Source organism: Enterobacter sp. Lyrl_3, from assembly GCF_051948675.1.
GTDB classification, from domain to species: Bacteria; Pseudomonadota; Gammaproteobacteria; order Enterobacterales; family Enterobacteriaceae; genus Enterobacter; species Enterobacter cloacae.
The window spans coordinates 389,473-411,362 of record NZ_JAYJLI010000003.1 but is presented as its reverse complement, the minus strand read 5'-3'; the positions used below and the strand labels follow the sequence as shown (position 1 = coordinate 411,362).

Genomic DNA, 21,890 nt, shown 5'->3' with positions numbered 1-21,890 from the left:
GCCTCTTACTTACGTTGGTCGTCCACCGTTACGCCCTGCGGCGGGGTAAAGGTAAATTTAGATGCATCGACAGCGCCATTTTGCTGAGATTTGAGCTGATAGCTGCTGCGCTGATCGTCCTGCTCAACGGCGCCGAACTGATTGATGGTACCGTTGGTGCTTACATTGATGGTGAACTGCTTCAGGTTGCCGTTGCTGCCTTTTGGCGTCAGGACAAACTCATCACCGTTCTGCTTAATATTATACTGCTGCCAGTCGCTGGCCTGGTTACGGGCAATCAGCATAAAGGGCGTGTTGCTGGTCGCATCTTTCAGCCAGGTGGCGGTTGCCTGCTCAACAAACGGGTTGAAGAACCACAGGGTTTTGCCGTCAGAGACCAGGATGCTCTCATCAGGCTGAGTCATGTGCCAGTTGAAAAGATTTGGGCGTTTTACCCACAGATCGCCCTGGCCTTCCTGCACCGCATTACCGCTGCCGTCAGTCACTTTTTGCGTGAAGCTGGCGTGGAAGCTGCTCACTTTATCCAGGCGGCTTTTAAGGTCGCTGGCCGCATCAGCCCAGACGCTGCTGGCGACAAAACTGGTGAGTAATGCACAGGCGATTGCGATTTTTTTCATTGTTGTTCCTTAAAATACGTCATCCCGAAATGGGGTTTCCGTTTTCTATTCTGGACCTGCCCGCAGGCAGGTGACAGAAGAAAATGCTTAAATTTGGCTGATTTACCCTTCTTTGCACACGCTGAAGATCAATCAAACGGCGGCGGAGCCAGCACCTCACGGTTACCGTTATGCCCCTGCTCACTGACAATGCCCTGGGCTTCCATCTGCTCAATGATGCGCGCCGCGCGGTTGTAGCCAATACGGAACTGACGCTGAACGCCGGAGATCGAGGCTTTGCGTTTTTCGGTAACAAAATTAACCGCCTGGTCGAATAACGGATCCAGCTCTTCGCCGCCGTCAAAACCACCGCCGCCGCCTTCGCTTTCGCTGTCGGAGGTAATGCCGTCAACGTATTGTGGACGACCGCGCGCTTTCCAGTCCTGCACCACGGCATGCACTTCCTGGTCGCGAACGAATGCGCCGTGAACGCGCACCGGAGAGGTGGAGTTCGGGCCGGAGTAGAGCATATCCCCCATCCCCAGCAGCGATTCAGCACCGCCCTGATCAAGGATGGTACGCGAGTCAATTTTGCTTGATACGGTAAAGGCGATACGGGTCGGAATGTTGGCTTTAATCAGACCCGTAATGACGTCCACAGAAGGACGCTGCGTCGCCAGGACGAGGTGAATACCGGCCGCACGCGCTTTCTGTGCCAGACGGGCAATCAGCTCTTCCACTTTCTTACCGACGGTCATCATCAGGTCGGCGAACTCATCCACCAGCACGACGATGTAAGGCAGTTTTTCCAGCACCGGATGTTGGGCATCCATGCTATCGCCCGGTTTCCAGTATGGATCGGGAATTGGACGACCCATCCGCGCCGCCTCGGCGATTTTCTCGTTATAACCGGCAAGGTTACGCACGCCCAGAGCCGACATCAGCTTATAACGGCGCTCCATCTCGTTGACGCTCCAGCGCAGGGCGTTGGCCGCGTCTTTCATGTCGGTCACAACTTCCGTCAGCAGATGCGGGATCCCCTCATAGACCGACAGTTCCAGCATTTTCGGATCGATCATGATGAAACGGACATCTTCCGGCTGCGCTTTGTAGAGCATGCTGAGGATCATGGCGTTCACACCTACCGACTTACCGGAACCGGTTGTACCCGCGACCAGCAGGTGAGGCATTTTCGCCAGATCGGCTACCACCGGCTCACCCGCGATATCTTTACCCAGCACCACGGTCAGTGGTGAAGGGTTGTCGCGGAATTTGGTGTTGTCCAGCACTTCACGCAGGTAAACGGTCTGACGTTTTTTGTTCGGCAACTCAAGACCGACATAAGGTTTACCAGGAATGACTTCAACCACACGAACCGCAACGGTCGACAGAGAACGCGCCAGGTCGCGGGACAGGTTTGAAATACGCGCAGCTTTAACGCCAGGCGCCAGGTTGAGTTCGAAACGGGTAATGACAGGGCCTGGAGAGTAGTTGACCACGTCCGCTTTAATGCGGAAGTCAGCCAGACGCGCTTCTACCAGACGGGCCATTTGCTCCAGCGCGAAGGTATCGACCGGCTCAACTTCTGCTGGCGGCGGCGTTAACAGATCCAGCGACGGCAGAGGCGTGCTCGGACGTTGCAACGGACGGCTGTCACCGTTACGCATCAGCAGCGGATGAATGAGACTTTCCTGCGGCTGTGCCTGAGGCTGCTGGAATTGTGGCTGCTGTGGCTGCTGTGGCTGCGCATAAGATTGTGGCGCAGGCTGCTGCGGCTGGGCGTAAGCCTGTGGCGCTGGGGCCGGCTGCTGACGCACCGGCTCGGCTTCCGGCATGACGCTCGGCGTGAACAGCGGTTCGCTCGGACCATCATCCACCAGATCTTTCATCGGTGAGAATTCGAAATCCGACAGCGAGAACGGGTTCGCACCAGCAGGTTGCTCACCTGAATAGCGTTGCTGCTGGGTGGCCGCAAACTGGCGTGCTAATTCTGCCTCTGCTGCATCATCATCGTCCGCCTGAGCAGGATGATCGTGCTGATACTCCTCGCCATAGCGCTGATGCTGCTGTGCGGCGAACTGACGCGCCAGTTCGTCCTGCTGCATTTCATCTGCATCATCGTCGTAATCAGATTCACGGGCTTTCTCCTCAGCCATACGCTGAGAAGGCAGTTTAATGCCATAGGATGCCAGCTCGCGGCGGGTTGGCACACGCACGCGGTTAGGACGCGGCAACTGCGGGCCAATCCCCTCTTTTACCTGAGGACGTGGTGTTCCACCTGTCGCCAGGCTAAAGACCGGCGCCGCAGCCGAAGCGGCTGCGGTGGCCTGTTTCACACTCTCTGCCACTGGTGCAACCGCAGGCGTTGGAGTAACCGGCGGTGGGGAGACAGAAGGTGTATTCACAACAGGCTCCTGCACCGGCTCAGGAACAGGCTGATACCATGCTGCCAGTTGCTCGCGCTCACGGGCACGGCGCTCTTCAACCTCTTCGAAATAGTACATTGGCGGACGAGACGGTTTGACCTCTTCCACAACCTCAGGTTCTGGTTGAGGAGCGACATAAGGCTCAGCAGGCGGAACAGGCTCAGGGACATACTCCTGATACGGTTGCGCGACGGGCTGCTCGTCGTACGGGTACCCCTGCGGCTCATGAACGGGCTCAGGCTGATAAGGTTGCTGCCACGGTTCCTGCTGGACCGGCGCATAGCTTTCTGGCTCTGGTGCGATAACCGGCTCTGGCGTATGCACGCCAGGCGCCGTTTGCCACTCTACCTGAGGCTGTTGAATAGCGGACTCGGGAGCGGGAACCGACGCAGACGGCATAACGGCTTCCGCTGGTGCTGCATAAGCCTGCGCCGCCGTGGTCGCGGCTGCCGCGGCGGCAACCGGTGCGGTAACAGAGTGACCGTTTAGCAGTGGATCGTATTCATCAAAATCGCCCGGCGTGGCGCGACTGCCAGAGAAAAGCACATCATCAGGATCGACGGCGGCACCGGCTGAACGGTACTCAACATGATCGTCTTCGTCCATGCGTTTACCGGAGAAGAGCGCCGCATCGGTTTTACGGCCCAGCGGGTTGGCAAATTTCTCGGCGACGCGCTGACGGCGTGCCAGTGCTCCACGCAAAATACGTGCACGACGAGATTCACGACGCTGTACTGGCGCATCGTCTTCCTCTTCGTACTCATCTTCATATTCGTCTTCATCGACCCATGTGTCGTCACGACGGGTACGGTTGCTGGCAAAGGTCAGAATAGTGAGGACAAAACTGCCGATCTTCTCGGCAATGCTCACCCACGACCAGCCGGTGAACAGCGTTAATCCTGCCGCCCAGATACACAGCAATGCCAGGGTACCGCCGCTGCTGTGAAGCATAGGCTGTAACGCAGAGCTCAGCAGGCTACCGATGACCCCGCCAGAGGCGAAATACCAGATGTCATCGGCGTTGATGGCTGCCAGCCCGCAGGAGGTGAGGATCAACGCCAGTGCGCCTATCAGGCGCAGCGAAACCGCGAAATAGTCGATGTAGTCGTCGTTCTGACGATGGCGCCAGGCAAACCAGCATCCGCCAATAATAATGACGGGAATGGTATAGGCCATCACACCGAAAATGAAAAACAGGGTGTCCGCAAGCCAGGCACCGGGAACGCCGCCTAAATTATGGATAGGCTCATGCCATGCAGTTTGTGACCAGCTGGGATCTGAGGGGTTGAAACTGAGTAAGGCTGCCATCAGCCAGACGGCAAAAAGGGCAATAACAATCAGCAACGCCTCAAGGAGCCGACGTCCGCTGCTTAGCTTCGATAATGTGACTTCTTTGTCTTCAGTGTATTCCTGGCTCAAGAAAGGCTCTCCAGGTATCAGGCATATCCTGCCTGTTTGCTAAAACGGACAACAGCGCCGGGACACCCCGGCACTGTTGCTGTATGGATTAACAGGAGTGTAATCAAACTACACTGATTTTGCACCTGTTCCGTGTTAGCGCGTCTTAATAACCAGACGATTGCTCTGTTTGACCTCTTCCATCACCACATAGGTACGGGTGTCGTTCACGCCTGGCAGACGCAGCAGGGTTTCACCCAGCAGCTTACGGTAGGCGGACATATCTGGTACGCGGGTTTTCAACAGGTAGTCGAAATCGCCAGAAACCAGATGACACTCTTGAATTTCTTCAAGTTTTTGTACAGCGGCGTTAAATTGCTCAAACACATCCGGTGCACCACGATTCAGAGTAATCTCAACAAATACCAGAAGTGAGGCATCCAGATAATGCGGGTTCAGCAGAGCCGTATAGCCCTGAATAAAACCCTGTCTTTCCAGTCGGCGCACACGCTCAAGGCACGGCGTCGGGGAAAGTCCCACACGTTTTGAAAGCTCGACGTTGGAAATACGCCCATCCTTTTGCAATTCATTAAGAATGTTACGATCGATACGGTCGAGATCTTTGCCAGGGCGCTTCTTGCTATCTACCATTATTATTGTCTCTCTGTATTCCTTCCCTACTCCTGCCTGGACCCTGTGCACATCACTGTTCAGAGCCTGTACCCGTTAGTCATCACATCGCCTGGTTATCTATTAGACGCGATGCGGATTCGGGTTCTGTTGGTAAGAAGACCGTTGCCCGAAGGCAGTCACCGACATCACGTATGGCGTCTGTCCACGCCATGCGTAGATTTCACTGACCCGGTAAAAATGGCATTTACGTGCATGCCTATGCGGCACACGGTTAACGCGGTTTTTTTTCTTCCTTGAATGTTTTCGCAAAAGCGCAGGGGATTGTCAAAGCAAAACATCGATTTTTAGTACAACATGCCGGATATTCATTTCGGTGGGGTATTAATCCTCATTTTATTGCCTTATAAACAAGCGAATTTAAGAAGTAAGCCTGATGTTATAGCGCTCAATTTATCGTCATCGCCTATCGTACAGATTGAGATCAACATTGCTGTGCTCTTTTTTTACGGCAACAAATTCCCTACAATCCAGCCAACTGTCTGCCAACAACAATGGGGATCTCATGGGCACGGCCAAACACAGTAAGCTGCTAATTCTTGGTTCTGGACCTGCGGGATATACCGCGGCGGTCTATGCTGCGCGCGCTAACCTGCAACCGGTTTTGATTACCGGTATGGAAAAAGGCGGTCAGCTGACCACCACCACTGAAGTGGAAAACTGGCCAGGCGACCCTAACGACCTGACCGGGCCGCTGCTGATGGAGCGTATGCACGAGCATGCGGCTAAATTCGAAACCGAAATTCTGTTCGACCATATTAACAAGGTCGATTTGCAGAACCGTCCGTTCCGCCTGACGGGCGACAGCGGCGAGTACACCTGCGATGCGCTGATCATCGCAACGGGCGCTTCTGCCCGCTACCTCGGCCTGCCGTCAGAAGAGGCGTTCAAAGGTCGCGGCGTTTCTGCCTGCGCAACCTGCGACGGTTTCTTCTACCGCAACCAGAAAGTCGCGGTCATCGGCGGCGGTAACACTGCCGTAGAAGAGGCGCTCTATCTGGCGAACATCGCTTCTGAAGTGCACCTGATCCACCGTCGCGATACCTTCCGCGCCGAGAAGATCCTGATCAAACGTCTGATGGATAAAGTGGCGAGCGGCAACATTGTGCTGCACACCAACCGTACGCTGGAAGAAGTGACGGGCGATCAGATGGGCGTTGCCGGTCTGCGTATTCGTGATACCCAGAACACCGACAACGTCGAAACGCTGGAAGTGGCGGGCCTGTTTGTGGCTATCGGTCACAGCCCGAACACGGCGATCTTCGAGGGGCAACTGGAGCTGGAAAACGGCTACATCAAAGTGCAGTCCGGTATTCACGGCAACGCGACCCAGACCAGTATCCCGGGTGTGTTCGCTGCTGGTGACGTAATGGACCATATTTACCGTCAGGCGATCACCTCCGCAGGCACCGGTTGCATGGCCGCGCTGGACGCTGAACGCTACCTTGATGGGCTGGCTGAACAAGGTAAATAATCTTTACAAGTCAGTAACAAACGTAAATAAAGGCGGCGATAAGTCGCCTTTATTGTCTCCTCGTTGTAACATTGCGCTGCCCACTTTCTAATAACATCACCTGCAAAGCACGCAATGGAAAAAACCCGTCAACAAGAGTTAACACGCTGGCTAAAACAGCAGAGCGTTCTTTCCCGCCGCTGGCTCATGATTTCCCGTCTTCTGGGACTGATCAGTGGTCTGTTGATTGTTGCCCAGGCATGGCTGCTGGCCCGCATTCTCAATCATATGATCATGGAGAACATTCCGCGTGAAGCGCTTCTGCTGCCCTTCATCGTCCTGATCCTGGTTTTCATTCTGCGCGCCTGGGTTGTCTGGCTGCGCGAACGCGTTGGTTTTCACGCGGGGCAGCATATTCGCTACGAAATTCGCCGACAGGTGCTTGATCGTCTTCAGGAAGCCGGGCCCGCATGGATCCAGGGAAAACCAGCCGGAAGCTGGGCAACGTTAATCCTTGAACAGATTGACGATATGCACGACTACTACGCCCGCTACCTTCCGCAGATGGCGCTGGCCGTCTGCGTCCCGCTGCTGATTGTGATAACCATTTTCCCTGTCAACTGGGTAGCTGCGCTGATCCTGCTGGGTACCGCCCCGCTGATCCCCCTGTTTATGGCGATGGTGGGGATGGGAGCGGCCGATGCGAACCGCCGTAACTTCCTTGCGTTGGGTCGCCTGAGCGGCCATTTCCTTGACCGTCTGCGCGGCATGGAGACGTTACGCATTTTTGGCCGGGGTGAAGCCGAAACGGAAAACATTCGCCTGGCGTCGCAGGATTTCCGTCAGCGCACGATGGAAGTGTTACGTCTGGCGTTTCTGTCGTCTGGCGTACTGGAATTCTTTACCTCGCTCTCTATCGCCCTCGTGGCGGTCTATTTTGGTTTCTCGTATCTCGGCGCGCTGGATTTTGGTCATTACGGCACGGCGGTAACGCTGTCGGCCGGTTTCCTGGCGCTTATTCTGGCTCCGGAATTTTTCCAGCCGCTTCGCGATCTTGGCACCTTCTACCATGCCAAAGCGCAGGCCGTTGGCGCGGCTGACAGCCTGAAAACGTTCCTGGAGACGCCGCTGGCGCATCCGGAGCGGGGAGAGGTAACGCTGAACGCCAATGAACCCGTGACCATTGAAGCACGTGATTTCTCTATCCTGTCACCGGAAGGGAAAGTGCTGGCTGGCCCACTGAACTTTACCTTACCCGCCGGGCAACGGGTGGTGCTGGTAGGGACCAGTGGTTCAGGGAAAAGCTCGCTGATTAATGCGTTATCCGGTTTTATGGCTTATACCGGCTCACTGCGCATCAACAAAACCGAACTGCGCGATCTCGATCCGAACGCCTGGCGAAAACAGCTCAGTTGGGTGGGGCAAAACCCGCAGCTGCCAGCCCCGACGCTGCGGGAAAACGTCCTGCTGGCTCGCCCGGATGCACGTGAAGACGAGTTGCAATCTGTTCTCGACCGCGCCTGGGTCAGCGAGTTTCTGCCGCTGCTTCCGCATGGCGTCGATACCGTTGTCGGCGATCAGTCTGCCGGGTTATCCGTGGGCCAGGCGCAACGCGTGGCGGTCGCCCGCGCGTTGCTTAATCCATGCCAGTTAATGCTGCTGGACGAGCCGGCGGCCAGCCTGGATGCGCACAGTGAACAGCGCGTGATGGCGGCCCTGAACGCCGCCTCGCGGCAGCAAACCACCCTGATGGTCACTCATCAGCTGGAAGGCATTGCCGACTGGGACCAGATCTGGGTCATGGAAAACGGTCGTATTGTTGAGCAAGGCGATTACGCCTCTCTCGTTACCGCGCAGGGCCCCTTCGCTGCCCTGCTGGCGAATCGTCAGGAGGACATCTGATGCGTGCCCTGCTTCCCTATCTCGCGCTCTATAAACGCCACAAATGGATGCTGACGCTGGGCATCGTGTTGGCCATTGTGACCCTGCTTGCCAGCATCGGCCTGCTCACACTTTCCGGCTGGTTCTTGTCTGCCTCTGCCGTGGCGGGGGTTGCCGGGCTCTACAGCTTCAACTACATGCTTCCGGCGGCGGGCGTCCGCGGCACTGCCATTACCCGTACGGCAGGACGGTACTTCGAGCGACTGGTCAGCCATGACGCGACATTCCGCGTGCTGCAACATCTGCGCATTTACACCTTCAGTAAACTGCTGCCCCTCTCCCCTGCCGGACTGGCGCGTTTTCGTCAGGGGGAATTGCTCAACCGTGTGGTTGCGGATGTCGACACCCTGGATCACCTCTACCTGCGCGTGATTTCACCGATTGTCGGCGCGTTTGTGGTGATTGTGGTAGTCACGCTGGGTCTGTCGGTGCTGGATGTCCCTGTTGCGCTGACGCTGGGCGGGATCATGCTTTTGACGCTCATTATCCTGCCGCCGCTATTTTACCGCGCGGGTAAATCCACCGGAGAGAACCTGACGCGTCTGCGCGGGGAGTACCGCCAGCAGCTCACCTCCTGGTTACAGGGGCAGGCCGAACTGACGATATTTGGCGCCAGCGAGCGCTACCGTGCGCGAATGGAGAACACAGAACTGAACTGGCATGAAGCCCAGCGCCGTCAGTCTGAGCTTACCGCGTTCTCTCAGGCGCTTATGATGTTAATCGGGGGTGTCGCGGTCATCGCCATGCTCTGGATGGCGTCCGGTGGCGTTGGCAATAACGCACAGCCGGGCCCTCTGATTGCCTTGTTCGTATTCTGTGCCCTGGCGGCCTTTGAAGCGCTGGCGCCGGTGACGGGTGCCTTCCAGCATCTCGGCCAGGTCATCGCCTCCGCCCTGCGCATCACGGAGATTGCGGAGCAGGATCCGGAGGTGAAGTTCACCGCAGAGCAAACGGCCACGCCTGAGCAGGTTGCCCTGACACTCAATAACGTCACCTTCGCCTATGACAAGCAGGCACAGAATGCGCTGGAAGGCATTAGCCTCGCTGTGGATGCGGGTCAGCGGATTGCGATCCTCGGCCGTACCGGCTGCGGCAAATCCACGCTTTTGCAACTGTTAACGCGAGCCTGGGATCCACAGCAAGGTCAGATTCAGTTTAACGGAACTCCGCTGGCAGACTTCAGCGAACAGGCGCTGCGCAAAACCGTCAGCGTGGTTCCGCAGCGCGTTCATCTCTTCAGCGCCACGCTGCGCGATAACCTGCAGCTGGCTGCACCGGAGGCCACTGATGACGTACTCCGCGCCATGCTGGAGCAGGTCGGGCTGCATAAGCTGCTTGAAGACGATGGCCTGAACAGCTGGCTGGGTGAAGGCGGTCGTCAACTCTCTGGCGGTGAGCTGCGTCGTCTGGCGATTGCGCGCGCGCTGCTGCATGATGCGCCGCTGATGTTGCTCGACGAGCCCACAGAAGGGCTTGATGCGACAACTGAAAGCCAGATCCTTGATTTACTTGCGAATGTTATGGCCGGTAAAACCGTCCTGATGGTGACACACCGCCTGCGTGGACTGGCAAGTTTTGATCGGATAATTGTGATGGACAACGGACACATTATTGAGCAAGGTAGTCACGCAGAGCTGTTGACGAAACAGGGTCGCTACTACCAGTTTAAACAGCGTCTGTAGACTATATTTGTAGCGTCCTCACTCGCGTACTGGAGTTTTGCTGTCATGCGCCTGGTCCAGCTTTCTCGTCATAACATTGCGTTCCCGTCGCCAGAGGGAGCGCTGCGTGAACCCAATGGGCTGCTGGCACTTGGCGGCGATCTCAGCCCTGCCCGGCTCCTGATGGCCTACCAGCGCGGCATATTCCCGTGGTTTTCACCTGGTGACCCTATTTTATGGTGGTCTCCCGATCCGCGCGCCGTGCTCTGGCCCACGCAGTTTCACCTGAGCCGCAGCATGAAGCGTTTCCACGCAAAATCACCGTACCGGGTCACATTGAATCACGCCTTCGGTCAGGTGATAGAAGGGTGTGCGGAAGACCGTCATGAGGGGACATGGATCACCCGCGATATCATCACTGCCTATCATCAACTGCACGAGCTTGGCTACGCCCACTCCATTGAGGTGTGGGAAGGTGGCGAACTTGTTGGCGGTATGTACGGCGTCGCGCAGGGGACGTTGTTCTGCGGTGAGTCGATGTTCTCCCGGGCGGTAAACGCCTCGAAAACGGCCCTGCTGGTTTTCTGCCAGGAGTTTGCTCAGCGCGGCGGGCAGTTGCTGGATTGTCAGGTTCTGAACGAGCATACCGCCTCCCTCGGTGCGGTTGAAATCTCCCGCCGCCACTACATTGAGCACCTGGATAACTGCCGTCAGGAGAAGCTGCCGCGCGATTTTTGGGTACCGCGGACACTCTTTATGCCCAATGTCTAAATGTTTTCCGCATATTTTTTATGAGGGTGTTATAATTATGCCGCAGAGTAGCTTCTGCCTGTTGCCCCGCCGCCGTTTGGGACCTTCGCTTCAGATAACGTCCTGACGTTTATCCTGTTGTATCCCCTTTACGAATGCGCTTTCCGTTCGGTTGTACCGTGACGCTTGGGCAATGCGCCGAAACTGTTTTGCTGCGTTTTAAACGCGCAATTCTTTACTTAATTGATGAATTTCGGCATTATCTTGCCGGTTCAAAACTTGGTAGTGATACCCCAGAGGATTAGATGGCCAAAGAAGACAATATTGAAATGCAGGGTACCGTACTTGATACGTTGCCTAACACCATGTTTCGCGTAGAGCTGGAAAACGGTCACGTGGTAACTGCGCACATCTCCGGTAAAATGCGCAAAAACTATATCCGCATTTTGACGGGCGACAAAGTGACTGTTGAACTGACCCCGTACGACCTGAGCAAAGGCCGCATTGTCTTCCGTAGTCGCTAATTGTTTTCGCCTGTAATGGCAGATGAATATTAAAAAAGGCCGGGATAATCCCGGCCTTTTTTTATTCATGGCTTCAGTGTTGGTGTATTGTCTTCCACGGTTGTACAGAGGCGCCAATTTATGGCTGTGGATTTATCCAGAACCAACATCGAACGAAACTGGAAAGCGCCTCGCAAAATTCCTCTGCAGGCTGTTGCCCTCACCCCGCCCCTCTCCCACGGGGAGAGGGAGAAAAGCAGGCATAAAAAAACCGGGCTGATGCCCGGTTTTTAACACACATATTACACTCAGTGAGCCGCTTCCGGCTTGTGCTTCGCCGCACTCTGGAAATCGTACGTCAGTTCGTTCTTCGCCTGATCCAGTGCCACCGTCACCTGGCCGCCGTCCACCAGCGAGCCAAACAGCAGTTCGTTCGCCAGCGGTTTCTTCAGGTTGTCCTGAATCACACGCGCCATCGGACGGGCACCCATCGCACGGTCGTAGCCTTTCTCAGCCAGCCAGTTGCGGGCCTCCTGGCTCACTTCCAGCGACACGCCTTTCTGATCAAGCTGAACCTGCAGTTCGACGATGAACTTGTCTACCACCTGATGGATCACCTCGGTAGACAGGTGATCGAACCAGATAATGTTGTCCAGACGGTTGCGGAACTCCGGCGTAAAGATCTTCTTGATCTCTTCCATCGCATCGGTGCTGTTATCCTGGTGGATCAGGCCGATGGATTTACGCTCGGTTTCACGTACCCCGGCGTTGGTGGTCATCACCAGCACCACGTTACGGAAGTCCGCCTTGCGCCCGTTGTTGTCGGTCAGCGTCCCGTTGTCCATCACCTGCAGCAGGATGTTGAACACGTCCGGGTGCGCTTTCTCGATTTCATCGAGCAGCAGTACCGCATGTGGATGCTTGATCACCGCGTCGGTGAGCAGACCGCCCTGGTCAAAGCCCACGTATCCCGGAGGCGCACCAATCAGACGGCTGACGGTGTGACGCTCCATATACTCGGACATATCAAAGCGCAGCAGTTCAATGCCCAGCGCTTTGGAGAGCTGCACCGTTACTTCGGTTTTCCCGACACCGGTTGGACCGGCGAACAGGAACGAACCGACAGGCTTATGCTCATGCCCCAGTCCGGCACGGGCCATCTTGATCGCTTCGGTTAAGGCCTCAATGGCTTTATCCTGACCAAAGACCAGCATCTTCAGACGATTGCCAAGGGTACGCAGCGTGTCGCGATCGCTCTGAGAAACGCTCTTCTCAGGGATGCGCGCGATACGAGCCACTACGGACTCAATATCCGCCACGTTGACGGTTTTCTTACGCTTGCTGGCTGGCATAAGACGCGCACGCGCCCCTGCCTCGTCAATCACGTCAATCGCCTTATCCGGCAGATGACGATCGTTGATGTATTTCACCGCCAGCTCCACCGCCGCACGCACCGCTTTCGCGGTGTAACGCACGTCATGGTGCGCTTCATACTTCGGTTTCAGGCCGTTGATGATCTGCACCGTTTCCTCGACGGACGGTTCAGTGACATCGATTTTCTGGAAGCGACGCGCCAGGGCACGATCCTTCTCAAAGATGTTGCTGAACTCCTGGTAAGTGGTCGAGCCAATCACCCGGATCTTGCCGCTGGAGAGCAGCGGTTTGATCAGGTTAGCGGCGTCCACCTGCCCACCCGAAGCGGCACCCGCACCGATGATGGTATGAATTTCATCGATAAACAGGATGCTGTTGGTATCCTGCTCCAGCTGTTTTAACAGCGCCTTGAAGCGTTTTTCAAAATCACCACGGTATTTGGTGCCCGCCAGCAAAGAGCCGATATCCAGCGAGTAGATGGTGCAATCGGCAATTACTTCCGGTACGTCGCCCTGCACAATGCGCCAGGCGAGACCTTCGGCAATCGCGGTTTTACCCACGCCCGATTCCCCCACCAGCAGCGGGTTATTTTTGCGGCGACGGCACAGCACCTGAATCGCGCGCTCCAGCTCTTTATCGCGACCAATCAGCGGGTCGATACCGCCAACGCGAGCAAGCTGATTAAGGTTGGTGGTGAAGTTTTCCATACGATCCTCCCCGCCTGCTTGCTCTTCATTGTTATTGACCTGATTGCTGGGATCCGATGCCTGGTTAGGCTCGTCTTTGCGCGTGCCGTGGGAAATAAAGTTAACCACATCGAGTCGGCTGACTTCGTGTTTGCGCAGCAGGTAGGCCGCCTGCGACTCCTGCTCGCTGAAGATGGCGACCAGGACGTTTGCGCCCGTCACTTCGCTACGTCCGGAAGACTGGACGTGGAATACCGCGCGCTGCAGCACACGCTGGAAGCTGAGCGTCGGCTGTGTGTCGCGCTCTTCTTCACTGGCTGGCAGCACCGGTGTCGTTTGTTCGATGAAGGCTTCGAGTTCCTGACGTAGCGCCACCAGATCCACGGAGCAGGCTTCCAGCGCTTCGCGGGCAGATGGGTTGCTAAGCAGTGCGAGCAGTAAATGCTCGACGGTCATAAACTCATGTCGGTGCTCACGCGCTCTGGCGAAAGCCATATTTAAACTGAGTTCCAGTTCTTGATTGAGCATAGGCACCTCCCCCAATTTTATGCCTTATCAGGCCTTTTCCAGCGTACACAGCAACGGATGCTCGTTCTCCCTCGCATAGTCGTTCACCATCGCCACTTTGGTTTCCGCCACCTCGGCGGTAAAGATGCCGCAGATAGCTTTGCCACGATAATGAACGGTAAGCATCAGTTGCGTTGCACGTTCTACATCATAAGAAAAGAACTTTTGTAGCACGTCAATAACAAATTCCATCGGCGTGTAATCATCGTTCATTAACATAACTTTATACATAGATGGCGGTTTTAGCGCGTCACGCACTTTGTCTTCCGCCAGCTGGTCAAAATCCAGCCAGTCGTTGGTCTTACCCATTTTGCATAACCACTTTGAATCTACCTCAGATGTTAGATAACAATCATCTATTACTGTCATCCGCGATGTCTGTCACAAACTGTTGCAATAGCGTTAACTGCTTCAAACTTTGGTTGATTATTGTCCCATCTCCAGCGCCAAACGCTTGACGATGTCTTTCGATTCTCTAAATTGTACAAGCGTGAGATGGCGAGGTTTTGAACAGCCCCCACTCCACCACCGGTTCATTCCATCTTAACTTATAAGATTTACGAAGGATGTCGAAGCATGGAAATGGGTACTGTTAAGTGGTTCAACAACGCCAAAGGGTTTGGCTTCATCTGCCCCGAAGGCGGCGGCGAGGATATATTCGCTCACTATTCCACCATTCAGATGGATGGTTACAGAACGCTCAAAGCCGGGCAGTCCGTCCGGTTCGATGTACATCAGGGACCAAAAGGCAATCACGCAAGCCTTATCGTACCGATTGAAGCAGAAACGGTTGCTTAGCTCTCTGTTTTATTGTGTACATCCCGCAGTCAAAATGCCAGCCCGATCGGCTGGCATTTTTATTTTCGGGTTATTCCCGAGCCAGCGCATCCACCGGATCCAGCCGCGCCGCGTTGCGGGCCGGCAGCCAGCCAAACAAGATGCCGGTAAAGGTCGAGCATAAAAATGCGGTAAGAATGGCCACCGGTGAAAACCCAATCTCCCAGCCGGGTAAGAAAATCTGCAGGGCAAAGGCGATCATCATCGACAGCGCAATCCCCATGGCGCCGCCCACCAGACACACCAGCACCGCTTCAATCAAAAATTGCTGCAGCACGTCGCTGGCTCTGGCCCCAACCGCCATGCGAATACCAATTTCCCGGGTACGTTCCGTCACCGAGACCAGCATGATATTCATCACCCCGATACCGCCAACGACCAGCGAAATCACCGCCACCAGCGTGAGGAACAGCTGAAGAGTACGTGTGGTCTTTTCCGCCGTTTTCAAGAGGCCGTCCATATTCCAGGTGAAGAAATCCTTCTTCCCGTGACGCAGGGTTAACAGCCGCTCAAGCTGCTGTTCGGCCAGCGCGCTGTCATAGCCCTCCTTCACGCGAACAGTGATGGAGTTCAGCCATGACTGCCCCATAATCCGCCCGGAAATGGTGCTGTACGGTAGCCAGACCCGCAGGATCTTGCTGCTGCCAAACATGGACTGCTTCTCTTCCGCCACGCCAATCACGGTGGCTGGCATGTTCCCTACGAGGATCACTTCGCCCACGACGTTGGTTTTATTGGGGAAGAGCTGTCTGCGCGAGTTCGCGTCCAGTACCACCACCTGCGCCCTGCCCGCCAGCTGTTCGGCGTTGAAGGTCGCCCCTTCGCTGAAGGTCATGCCGTAGACGTTAAAATAATCTCCGCTGACGCCGTTCGCGCTGGCGGCAACGTCCACGTTACCCACGCGCAGGCGAAGGTTTTGCGACACGGCAGGCGTCGCCGAATTGACCCACGGCTGTTTCTGAATGGCCGCCAGGTCGTCGTATTTCAACGCCTGCTGATACTGCGGTTCGTCATCACCAAAGTCTTTCCCGGGATAGACGTCAATGGTGTTGGTCCCGATAGCGCGGATATCCGCCAGCACCAGCTGTTTGGCTGCATCGCCCACCACCACAATCGACACCACCGATGCAATACCGATGATGATCCCAAGCATGGTCAGCAGGGTGCGCATTTTATTGGCCGCCATCGCCAGCCAGGCCATGGTCAGCGCCTCGCGAAAACCGCTGGAAAACTGTCCCCAGCCGGTTGCAGCAGGCAAGGCTTCTTTTGGCGCGGCCGCTCTGGACGCACGCGGTGGCGGGTTGCTCACCAGCTCGCCGTCGTGGATCTCGATAATGCGCTCAGCCTGCGCCGCCACCTGCGGATCGTGAGTCACGATAATGACCGTGTGCCCCTGATCGCGAAGCTGATGGAGGATCGCCATCACCTCTTCACCGGAATGGCTGTCGAGCGCTCCGGTGGGTTCATCGGCCAGGATCACCTGCCCGCCGTTCATCAGCGCACGGGCAATACTCACGCGCTGCTGCTGACCGCCAGAAAGCTGCGAGGGCTGATACTCTACCCGCTCCGCCAGACCAAGACGCGTTAACAGCGCCTGCGCGCGCGCAAGGCGTTTCTTGCGCTCCACGCCTGCATAGACCGCCGGGACCTCCACGTTCTGCGCCGCACTCAGGTGAGAGAGCAGATGGTAACGCTGAAAGATAAAGCCGAAGTGTTCCCGACGCAGCTTTGCCAGCGCGTCGCCGTCCAGAGTGGAAACGTCCGTTCCGGCCACGCGGTAGGTACCGCTGGTCGGTTTATCCAGACAGCCAAGAATGTTCATCAGCGTCGATTTACCGGAACCCGACGCGCCAACAATCGCCACCATCTCGCCCGCTTCCACGCGCAGGGAGATGCCCTTCAGCACCTCCACCGGACCATCGCCCGACGGATAGCTGCGACGAATATCAGTCAGCTCAAGCAACGCCGTCATTTCGCCGCTCCGGGCAGGGTTTCGCTGGTGACCACCTCGTCACCCTCTTCCAGCCCTTTCACCACCACCACGTCGGTATCGTTGCGTGCGCCAATCACCACTTCACGCTCGCGCGTTTCGCCGTTGCGTAACACCTTCACCTTATAGCGGTTATCCCCGGCGGATTCCCCCAGCGCAGAGAGCGGAACGGTCAGCACGTTTTTTACGCCGGTCAGCTGAATATGGACCTGCGCGGTCATATCCAGACGCAGCACGCCCTGCGGGTTGGGGACTTCAAAACGGGCATAGTAGAAGATCGCGTCGTTCACTTTTTCCGGCGTAGGCAGAATGTCCTTCAGCACGCCTTCATAGCGCGTCTGCGGATCGCCCAGTACGGTGAACCAGGCGTTCTGCCCCGGCTTAAGATGGATAACATCCGCCTCGGAAACCTGCGCTTTCACCAGCATAGTGCTCATATCCGCCAGCGTCAGAATGTTCGGCGCCTGTTGGGCGGCAATCACCGTCTGACCCTGAAGCGTGGTGATCTGGGTCACTTCCCCGGCCATGGGCGCCACAATCTTCGTATAATCGAGGTTGGTTTTCGCCGTATCCAGCGAGGCTTGGTTGCGCTTGATTTGCGCGTCAATGGTGCCAATCTGCGCCTGTTTCACCGCCAGTTCGGTGGCGGCCGTGTCGAGATCCTGTTTCGAGATCGCCTGCGTTTTGGCCAGCGCCTGCTGACGCGTCAGGGTCACCTGGGCAAGATTACGTTCCGCCAGCGCCTGCGCACGCTGCGCGCGCAGCTCCATCAGCGTGGCTTCCACTTCCCGGATCTGGTTTTCAGCCTGTTCCGGGTCGATAACGCCGAGCAGTTGCCCCTTTTTCACCTTATCGCCAATCTCAACGGACAGCGTTTTTAACTGCCCGCTAACCTGTGCGCCCACGTCAACCTTGCGCAGCGCATCAAGTTTGCCGGTCGCCAGTACGTTTTGCTGCAATTCACCCGGACGGACGATCAGCGTTTGATACTGCGGAACCGGCGCGTTGAGCACTTGCCATAACCAGTATCCGGCCGCTATCACCACTATCGCCAGCAGCAGAAACCACTTTCTGCGTTTTCCCTTAAGGTTCATAAATATTCCAAATAATTATTCTGGCTTACATCAACGTCGATTCTATCTAAACCACTCCTCAACGAAACCCCTGAATTCAGGAAATGCCTGGATTTGTTGACACAACGTTGACAAAGGGCCTGCTGAAATAACGCCATTCCATAAGAAGCAGGATCTCACATGTCTTCCATCGTCGATACACCGTATTCCACTCTGTCGCAGCCTAAATCCGGCTGGCAGCTGTTTAAAAGCCTGGTCACTGGCACCATTACGCCGGGCCTGGCATGGCAAAATCCCGCCTATCGACGTAAGTTTGCGCTTCGCACGCTGGCCACACCGCTCAGCACCGCACGTCTGCTCTCAAGCCTGGCAAAGCAGCCCCGTTTGATGCAAATGCTGCAGGTCCAGCCTGGCCTGCCCTGTCGCCTGCATCGCCCTTGGCTGACCGTGAATATGGATCGCCCGCATGCGCTGGAAGCCCTGAACTGGCACTACCAGACCATGAGTCACCACCTGCCAGCCGCGCTGCTCAAAGGCTATCTTTCTAAGCAGGGCGTGACGCTCCTGACCTTAACCGGTAAGGATGAACAGCAGTTTACCGTTCGGTTGTGCGCCGATGCGTTCCTGGATAAAGAGGGAGAAGCTACCCTCTTTTTCAGTGACCATCAGGATACCGTGCTGGCGGAAATAACGTTTACGCTGTGCCCGTTTGAAGGCAAAAGCACGCTCTTTATCGGCGGCCTGCAGGGGGCGAAAGCCCACGTTCCGCATGAGCTGATCCAGAAGGCAACCAAGGCGTGCCATGGCCTTTTCCCGAAACGTCTGCTGGTTGAAGCTGTCATGACGCTTGGCAGCGCCTTTCCGGTGGAGCAGATTGTGGCGGTGAGTAATGCCACCCACATCTATCGCAGCTGGCGGTATCGCAAGAAAAAAGAGGGGAAATTGCTGGCGGATTACGACAGCTTCTGGATCTCCCTCGGCGGACACAAACAGGATAACGGTAACTTTGAACTGCCGCTTGCCATGCCGCGTAAGTCCATGGAAGAGATTGCCAGTAAAAAACGCGCAGAATATCGCCGCCGCTATGAGCTACTGGATAGCCTGACGGAGCAGGTCACCCAGGCAACCCGGCGTTAATCGGCTTTCCCGCGTGCCAGCCACAGGACGCGGGAGAACATTTTACGCAGCAGCGTAGGCACCGATTCGATCCCTCTCCGCCCTGCTTCTGTTGCCACTTCAATGGCTAAATCCGGTTTTGAAGAGCGGTGGATCGCTTTGGCGATCACGCGCCGCATGTTCATCGGCACATCGACCGGCACCATCGCTATCCTGTGGAACACGTCATCGAACCCCTGGCGGTACATAAAGTGCTCCATGTCCATGGCGGGCAGCATGGTTAAATGATCCCGCTCTTCTTCTCGCTCATCGTTCAACAAGCTGCGCACGGTGGATGCGTATTTTTTACCCGCCTCATCGCCGTCGACCAGTACGTGCCATTCTATGCCCATCCGCCGGGCGAATTTGATCAGCGGCTTTAATCCTGACTGCGCAAACTCGATGACCTTAATCCCCTCCGCATCAAAATGGTGGCCGCACTGGCGCGCCAACTCGTTGATGACCCAGGTCTCGGTTTCCCCCTCCACCAGAAGCCAGCAGCGGGCAAAAAGCGACGAGGCGCGATTAAAGCGGATATGAAACGCAATACGGCGACCATCCTCGGCATTCATCCCTCCCGGCCCCAGCCGGTAAGCAGAAACGCGCGATGATTCACGCACCAGGCGGCAAACATACTCGACCGGCGTCAGCGACAACAACTCGCCGGAATTGGTGGTGGTAATGCGCTGAAGCGGCAGCAGATTCAGCAGGTGCCAGGCAACGGAGAGCATGATGGGGTGCAGACGTGTTTCCGGATCTTCCACCAGCAGCAGCGGACGCGCATCGCGATCCAGACGGACGGTTCCCTTGGCCTGCAGAAGGGTGGAAAATAGCCCCAGCAAAATCACCCGATGAGTGCGTCCGCCGGGCCGGTCGATCATCCGGTTAATGATATCGAGATAGCGCCAGCTTCGTTGCTCATCATGGGACCGACGGCGCATCAGACGATGGCGCGACTGCGAGGTTCCCTGCTCGGAAAAATAGTGCTCCAGCAGTTGCACCATGGCAGAGAGCCCCTGGCGGATTTGCCCATCGGTGAGATTTTGCGGACGCGAAACCAGCTCGCGTGCCAGGAAATCAAGCTCGCGGGCGGTGACTTCTACTTCCGGCATATGCGGCACGGTACCATTACGGATACGCCGCATAAAACGCGCATCGCGCAAGCGTAGCACCGGCATCAAACGAATCAGATGCCGGGCCAGCTCGTCGATATTGTCCAGCGGGATGGGGTTGCCTTTCTGGTCGAGAAATTCACGCAGGGTCAGCACCCCTTCATTCTCTGACATCTCGCCTTCCAGACGATAAAAAATACGGTGGAAGCCATCGTCGCTCTGAACCCAGCACGGTGACATCGGGCGGAAGCGACGCACCCGGTGACGCCCCGGCTCGGATTCGCGGAACGTCAGAATGATATGGAGATGCTTCTCACGGCCGTTGACATCGCCGGGTGGAAACCAGAAATCATCATGAACGAAGTGATACAAATCGCCCTCGGGCGAAAGCAGCAGCGTCAGCGCGTCCAGCAGGCTGGACTTACCCCAGGCGTTCTCGCCGATGAGGACGTTATTCTGCTCCAGCTGGAGTGACAGACGGTTTATACCGCGAAACCCGACAATTTCCACACGTTCGAGAAGCATACATCCCCCGAGAAATGATCACTTTTTCCTTTAAGTTATCAGCAGTATAGCGGGAGGATGCCGCACAGAACACTGTCAGGCCTCCTGATTATTTTGTCTCAGCACGAAAAATTCAGAATTTACGTGCAAGGTTTCATTTGAAATAGTCTCAATAGCACCACAAACTATCGCCCGCAAATTGGACTATGATCTATTCACCTCCAGTTTGAACAAGGATTGACATCACATTGCCTTAAATCAAATTATCCGAATTTATTTAAGTGGCGAAGGGGTGTTGTTGGTTTCTAAAATAATGGCTCTTTGAGTCGTCATCCCTTTATGGCGATATATCCCGCGCGCGGGAAAGCGTGCGGTAGTTAATTGAGGTGGTTATGTTCAGAAAATTAGCAGCAGAATGCTTTGGTACATTCTGGCTGGTGTTTGGTGGCTGCGGTAGTGCCGTTCTGGCAGCAGCATTTCCGGAACTCGGCATTGGTTTTGTCGGCGTCGCGCTGGCATTTGGTTTAACGGTATTAACCATGGCCTTCGCCGTAGGACATATTTCCGGTGGTCATTTTAACCCGGCCGTGACATTAGGCTTATGGGCTGGTGGTCGCTTCCCGGCCAAAGAGGTCATTGGCTATATTGTCGCTCAGGTTGTGGGCGGTATTATTGCTGCCGCGGTGCTGTACGTGATTGCCAGCGGTAAAGCCGGCTTTGACGCCGCAGCCAGCGGTTTTGCTTCCAACGGCTTCGGTGAGCACTCGCCTGGCGGCTACTCTATGCTCTCTGCCATTGTGATTGAAATTGTGCTGACCGCCGGCTTCCTGCTGGTGATCCACGGCGCGACCGACAAATACGCCCCTGCGGGCTTCGCGCCTATCGCCATTGGTCTGGCACTGACGCTTATTCACCTGATCTCCATTCCGGTGACCAACACCTCGGTGAACCCGGCGCGCAGCACCGCCGTCGCCATCTTCCAGGGCGGTTGGGCACTTGAGCAGCTGTGGCTGTTCTGGGTAATGCCGATCGTCGGCGGTATTCTGGGCGGCGTGCTGTATCGCACCCTGCTGGAAAAACGCGATTAATCTTTCCCTCCCTCTCCCTGTGGGAGAGGGCCAGTGTGAGGGCAACAGGCCGGGTAAGGCGCAGCCGCCACCCGGCTTTCTTTTGC

Annotated in this window: 16 protein-coding genes; 8 read left to right on the top strand and 8 right to left on the bottom strand. The window is 56.1% G+C overall.

Annotated elements, in window-relative coordinates; translation table 11 throughout:
* Positions 1-5: 5 nt before the first annotated feature.
* The 3 genes from lolA to lrp all read right to left on the bottom strand — a co-directional run bounded on the left by lolA (position 6) and on the right by lrp (position 5,071).
* Complete coding sequence (gene lolA, locus VF709_RS09665) at positions 6-617, bottom strand: outer membrane lipoprotein chaperone LolA (protein WP_013097319.1); 612 nt, start codon at positions 615-617, stop codon at positions 6-8.
* Positions 618-745: 128 nt separating this feature from the next.
* Positions 746-4,441, bottom strand: coding sequence for a DNA translocase FtsK 4TM domain-containing protein (locus tag VF709_RS09660; protein WP_149896588.1), 3,696 nt, complete (start codon positions 4,439-4,441; stop codon positions 746-748).
* A gap of 135 nt (positions 4,442-4,576) precedes the next feature.
* The gene (gene lrp, locus VF709_RS09655) at positions 4,577-5,071 is read right to left on the bottom strand and encodes a leucine-responsive transcriptional regulator Lrp (RefSeq protein ID WP_000228469.1); all 495 of its coding nucleotides are present in this window, start codon (positions 5,069-5,071) and stop codon (positions 4,577-4,579) included.
* A gap of 544 nt (positions 5,072-5,615) precedes the next feature.
* On the opposite strand from lrp, the gene trxB reads away from it, so the two are divergent.
* From trxB to infA, 5 genes are all read left to right on the top strand, one after another.
* Complete coding sequence (trxB, locus tag VF709_RS09650; protein ID WP_013097321.1) at positions 5,616-6,584, top strand: thioredoxin-disulfide reductase; 969 nt, start codon at positions 5,616-5,618, stop codon at positions 6,582-6,584.
* A 114-nt stretch (positions 6,585-6,698) separates the two neighbouring features.
* Entirely contained in the window at positions 6,699-8,465 is a 1,767-nt protein-coding gene (cydD, locus tag VF709_RS09645; RefSeq protein WP_013097322.1) for a heme ABC transporter permease/ATP-binding protein CydD, read from the top strand.
* Positions 8,465-10,186 (top strand): heme ABC transporter ATP-binding protein/permease CydC, encoded by a 1,722-nt coding sequence (gene cydC, locus VF709_RS09640; protein WP_013097323.1) that lies wholly within the window; start codon positions 8,465-8,467, stop codon positions 10,184-10,186. Before cydD ends, cydC begins: the two co-directional genes overlap by 1 nt.
* Positions 10,187-10,231: 45 nt before the next feature.
* Positions 10,232-10,936 carry a leucyl/phenylalanyl-tRNA--protein transferase gene (aat, locus tag VF709_RS09635; RefSeq protein WP_013097324.1) on the top strand — a complete coding sequence of 235 codons (705 nt, stop codon included), beginning with the start codon at positions 10,232-10,234 and terminating at the stop codon, positions 10,934-10,936.
* A gap of 284 nt (positions 10,937-11,220) precedes the next feature.
* A complete protein-coding gene (infA, locus tag VF709_RS09630) occupies positions 11,221-11,439 on the top strand; it encodes a translation initiation factor IF-1 (RefSeq protein ID WP_002211347.1) in 219 nt (72 codons plus the stop codon).
* Positions 11,440-11,726: 287 nt separating this feature from the next.
* Here infA and clpA read toward each other — a convergent pair whose 3' ends face one another.
* Together clpA and clpS are read right to left on the bottom strand one after the other, a co-directional pair.
* On the bottom strand, positions 11,727-14,006 hold the full coding sequence (gene clpA / locus VF709_RS09625) for an ATP-dependent Clp protease ATP-binding subunit ClpA (RefSeq protein WP_023622164.1): 2,280 nt from the start codon (positions 14,004-14,006) through the stop codon (positions 11,727-11,729).
* Between the two features lie 27 nt (positions 14,007-14,033).
* The gene (clpS, locus tag VF709_RS09620; protein ID WP_006174393.1) at positions 14,034-14,354 is read right to left on the bottom strand and encodes an ATP-dependent Clp protease adapter ClpS; all 321 of its coding nucleotides are present in this window, start codon (positions 14,352-14,354) and stop codon (positions 14,034-14,036) included.
* Positions 14,355-14,621: 267 nt separating this feature from the next.
* Between clpS and cspD the strand changes: the two genes are divergently transcribed.
* Positions 14,622-14,843: a cold shock-like protein CspD gene (gene cspD, locus VF709_RS09615; protein WP_008499993.1), complete on the top strand. Its 222-nt coding sequence runs from the start codon at positions 14,622-14,624 to the stop codon at positions 14,841-14,843.
* Positions 14,844-14,913: 70 nt separating this feature from the next.
* Here the strand turns inward: cspD and macB are convergent, their stop codons facing one another.
* Together macB and macA are read right to left on the bottom strand one after the other, a co-directional pair.
* The gene (gene macB / locus VF709_RS09610; RefSeq protein ID WP_029883000.1) at positions 14,914-16,854 is read right to left on the bottom strand and encodes a macrolide ABC transporter ATP-binding protein/permease MacB; all 1,941 of its coding nucleotides are present in this window, start codon (positions 16,852-16,854) and stop codon (positions 14,914-14,916) included.
* Positions 16,851-17,966, bottom strand: coding sequence for a macrolide transporter subunit MacA (gene macA, locus VF709_RS09605; RefSeq protein ID WP_023622163.1), 1,116 nt, complete (start codon positions 17,964-17,966; stop codon positions 16,851-16,853). The genes macB and macA overlap by 4 nt, the downstream gene beginning before the upstream one ends.
* A 159-nt stretch (positions 17,967-18,125) precedes the next feature.
* On the opposite strand from macA, the gene VF709_RS09600 reads away from it, so the two are divergent.
* Positions 18,126-19,082, top strand: coding sequence for a VirK/YbjX family protein (locus tag VF709_RS09600; RefSeq protein WP_038419018.1), 957 nt, complete (start codon positions 18,126-18,128; stop codon positions 19,080-19,082).
* On the opposite strand, the gene VF709_RS09595 is transcribed toward VF709_RS09600, so the two are convergent.
* On the bottom strand, positions 19,079-20,737 hold the full coding sequence (locus VF709_RS09595) for an ATP-dependent endonuclease (protein ID WP_013097329.1): 1,659 nt from the start codon (positions 20,735-20,737) through the stop codon (positions 19,079-19,081). The two genes, VF709_RS09600 and VF709_RS09595, sit on opposite strands and share 4 nt — an antisense overlap.
* 371 nt (positions 20,738-21,108) lie before the next feature.
* On the opposite strand from VF709_RS09595, the gene aqpZ reads away from it, so the two are divergent.
* Entirely contained in the window at positions 21,109-21,804 is a 696-nt protein-coding gene (aqpZ, locus tag VF709_RS09590; RefSeq protein WP_013097330.1) for an aquaporin Z, read from the top strand.
* The last annotated feature ends 86 nt before the right edge of the window (positions 21,805-21,890 follow it).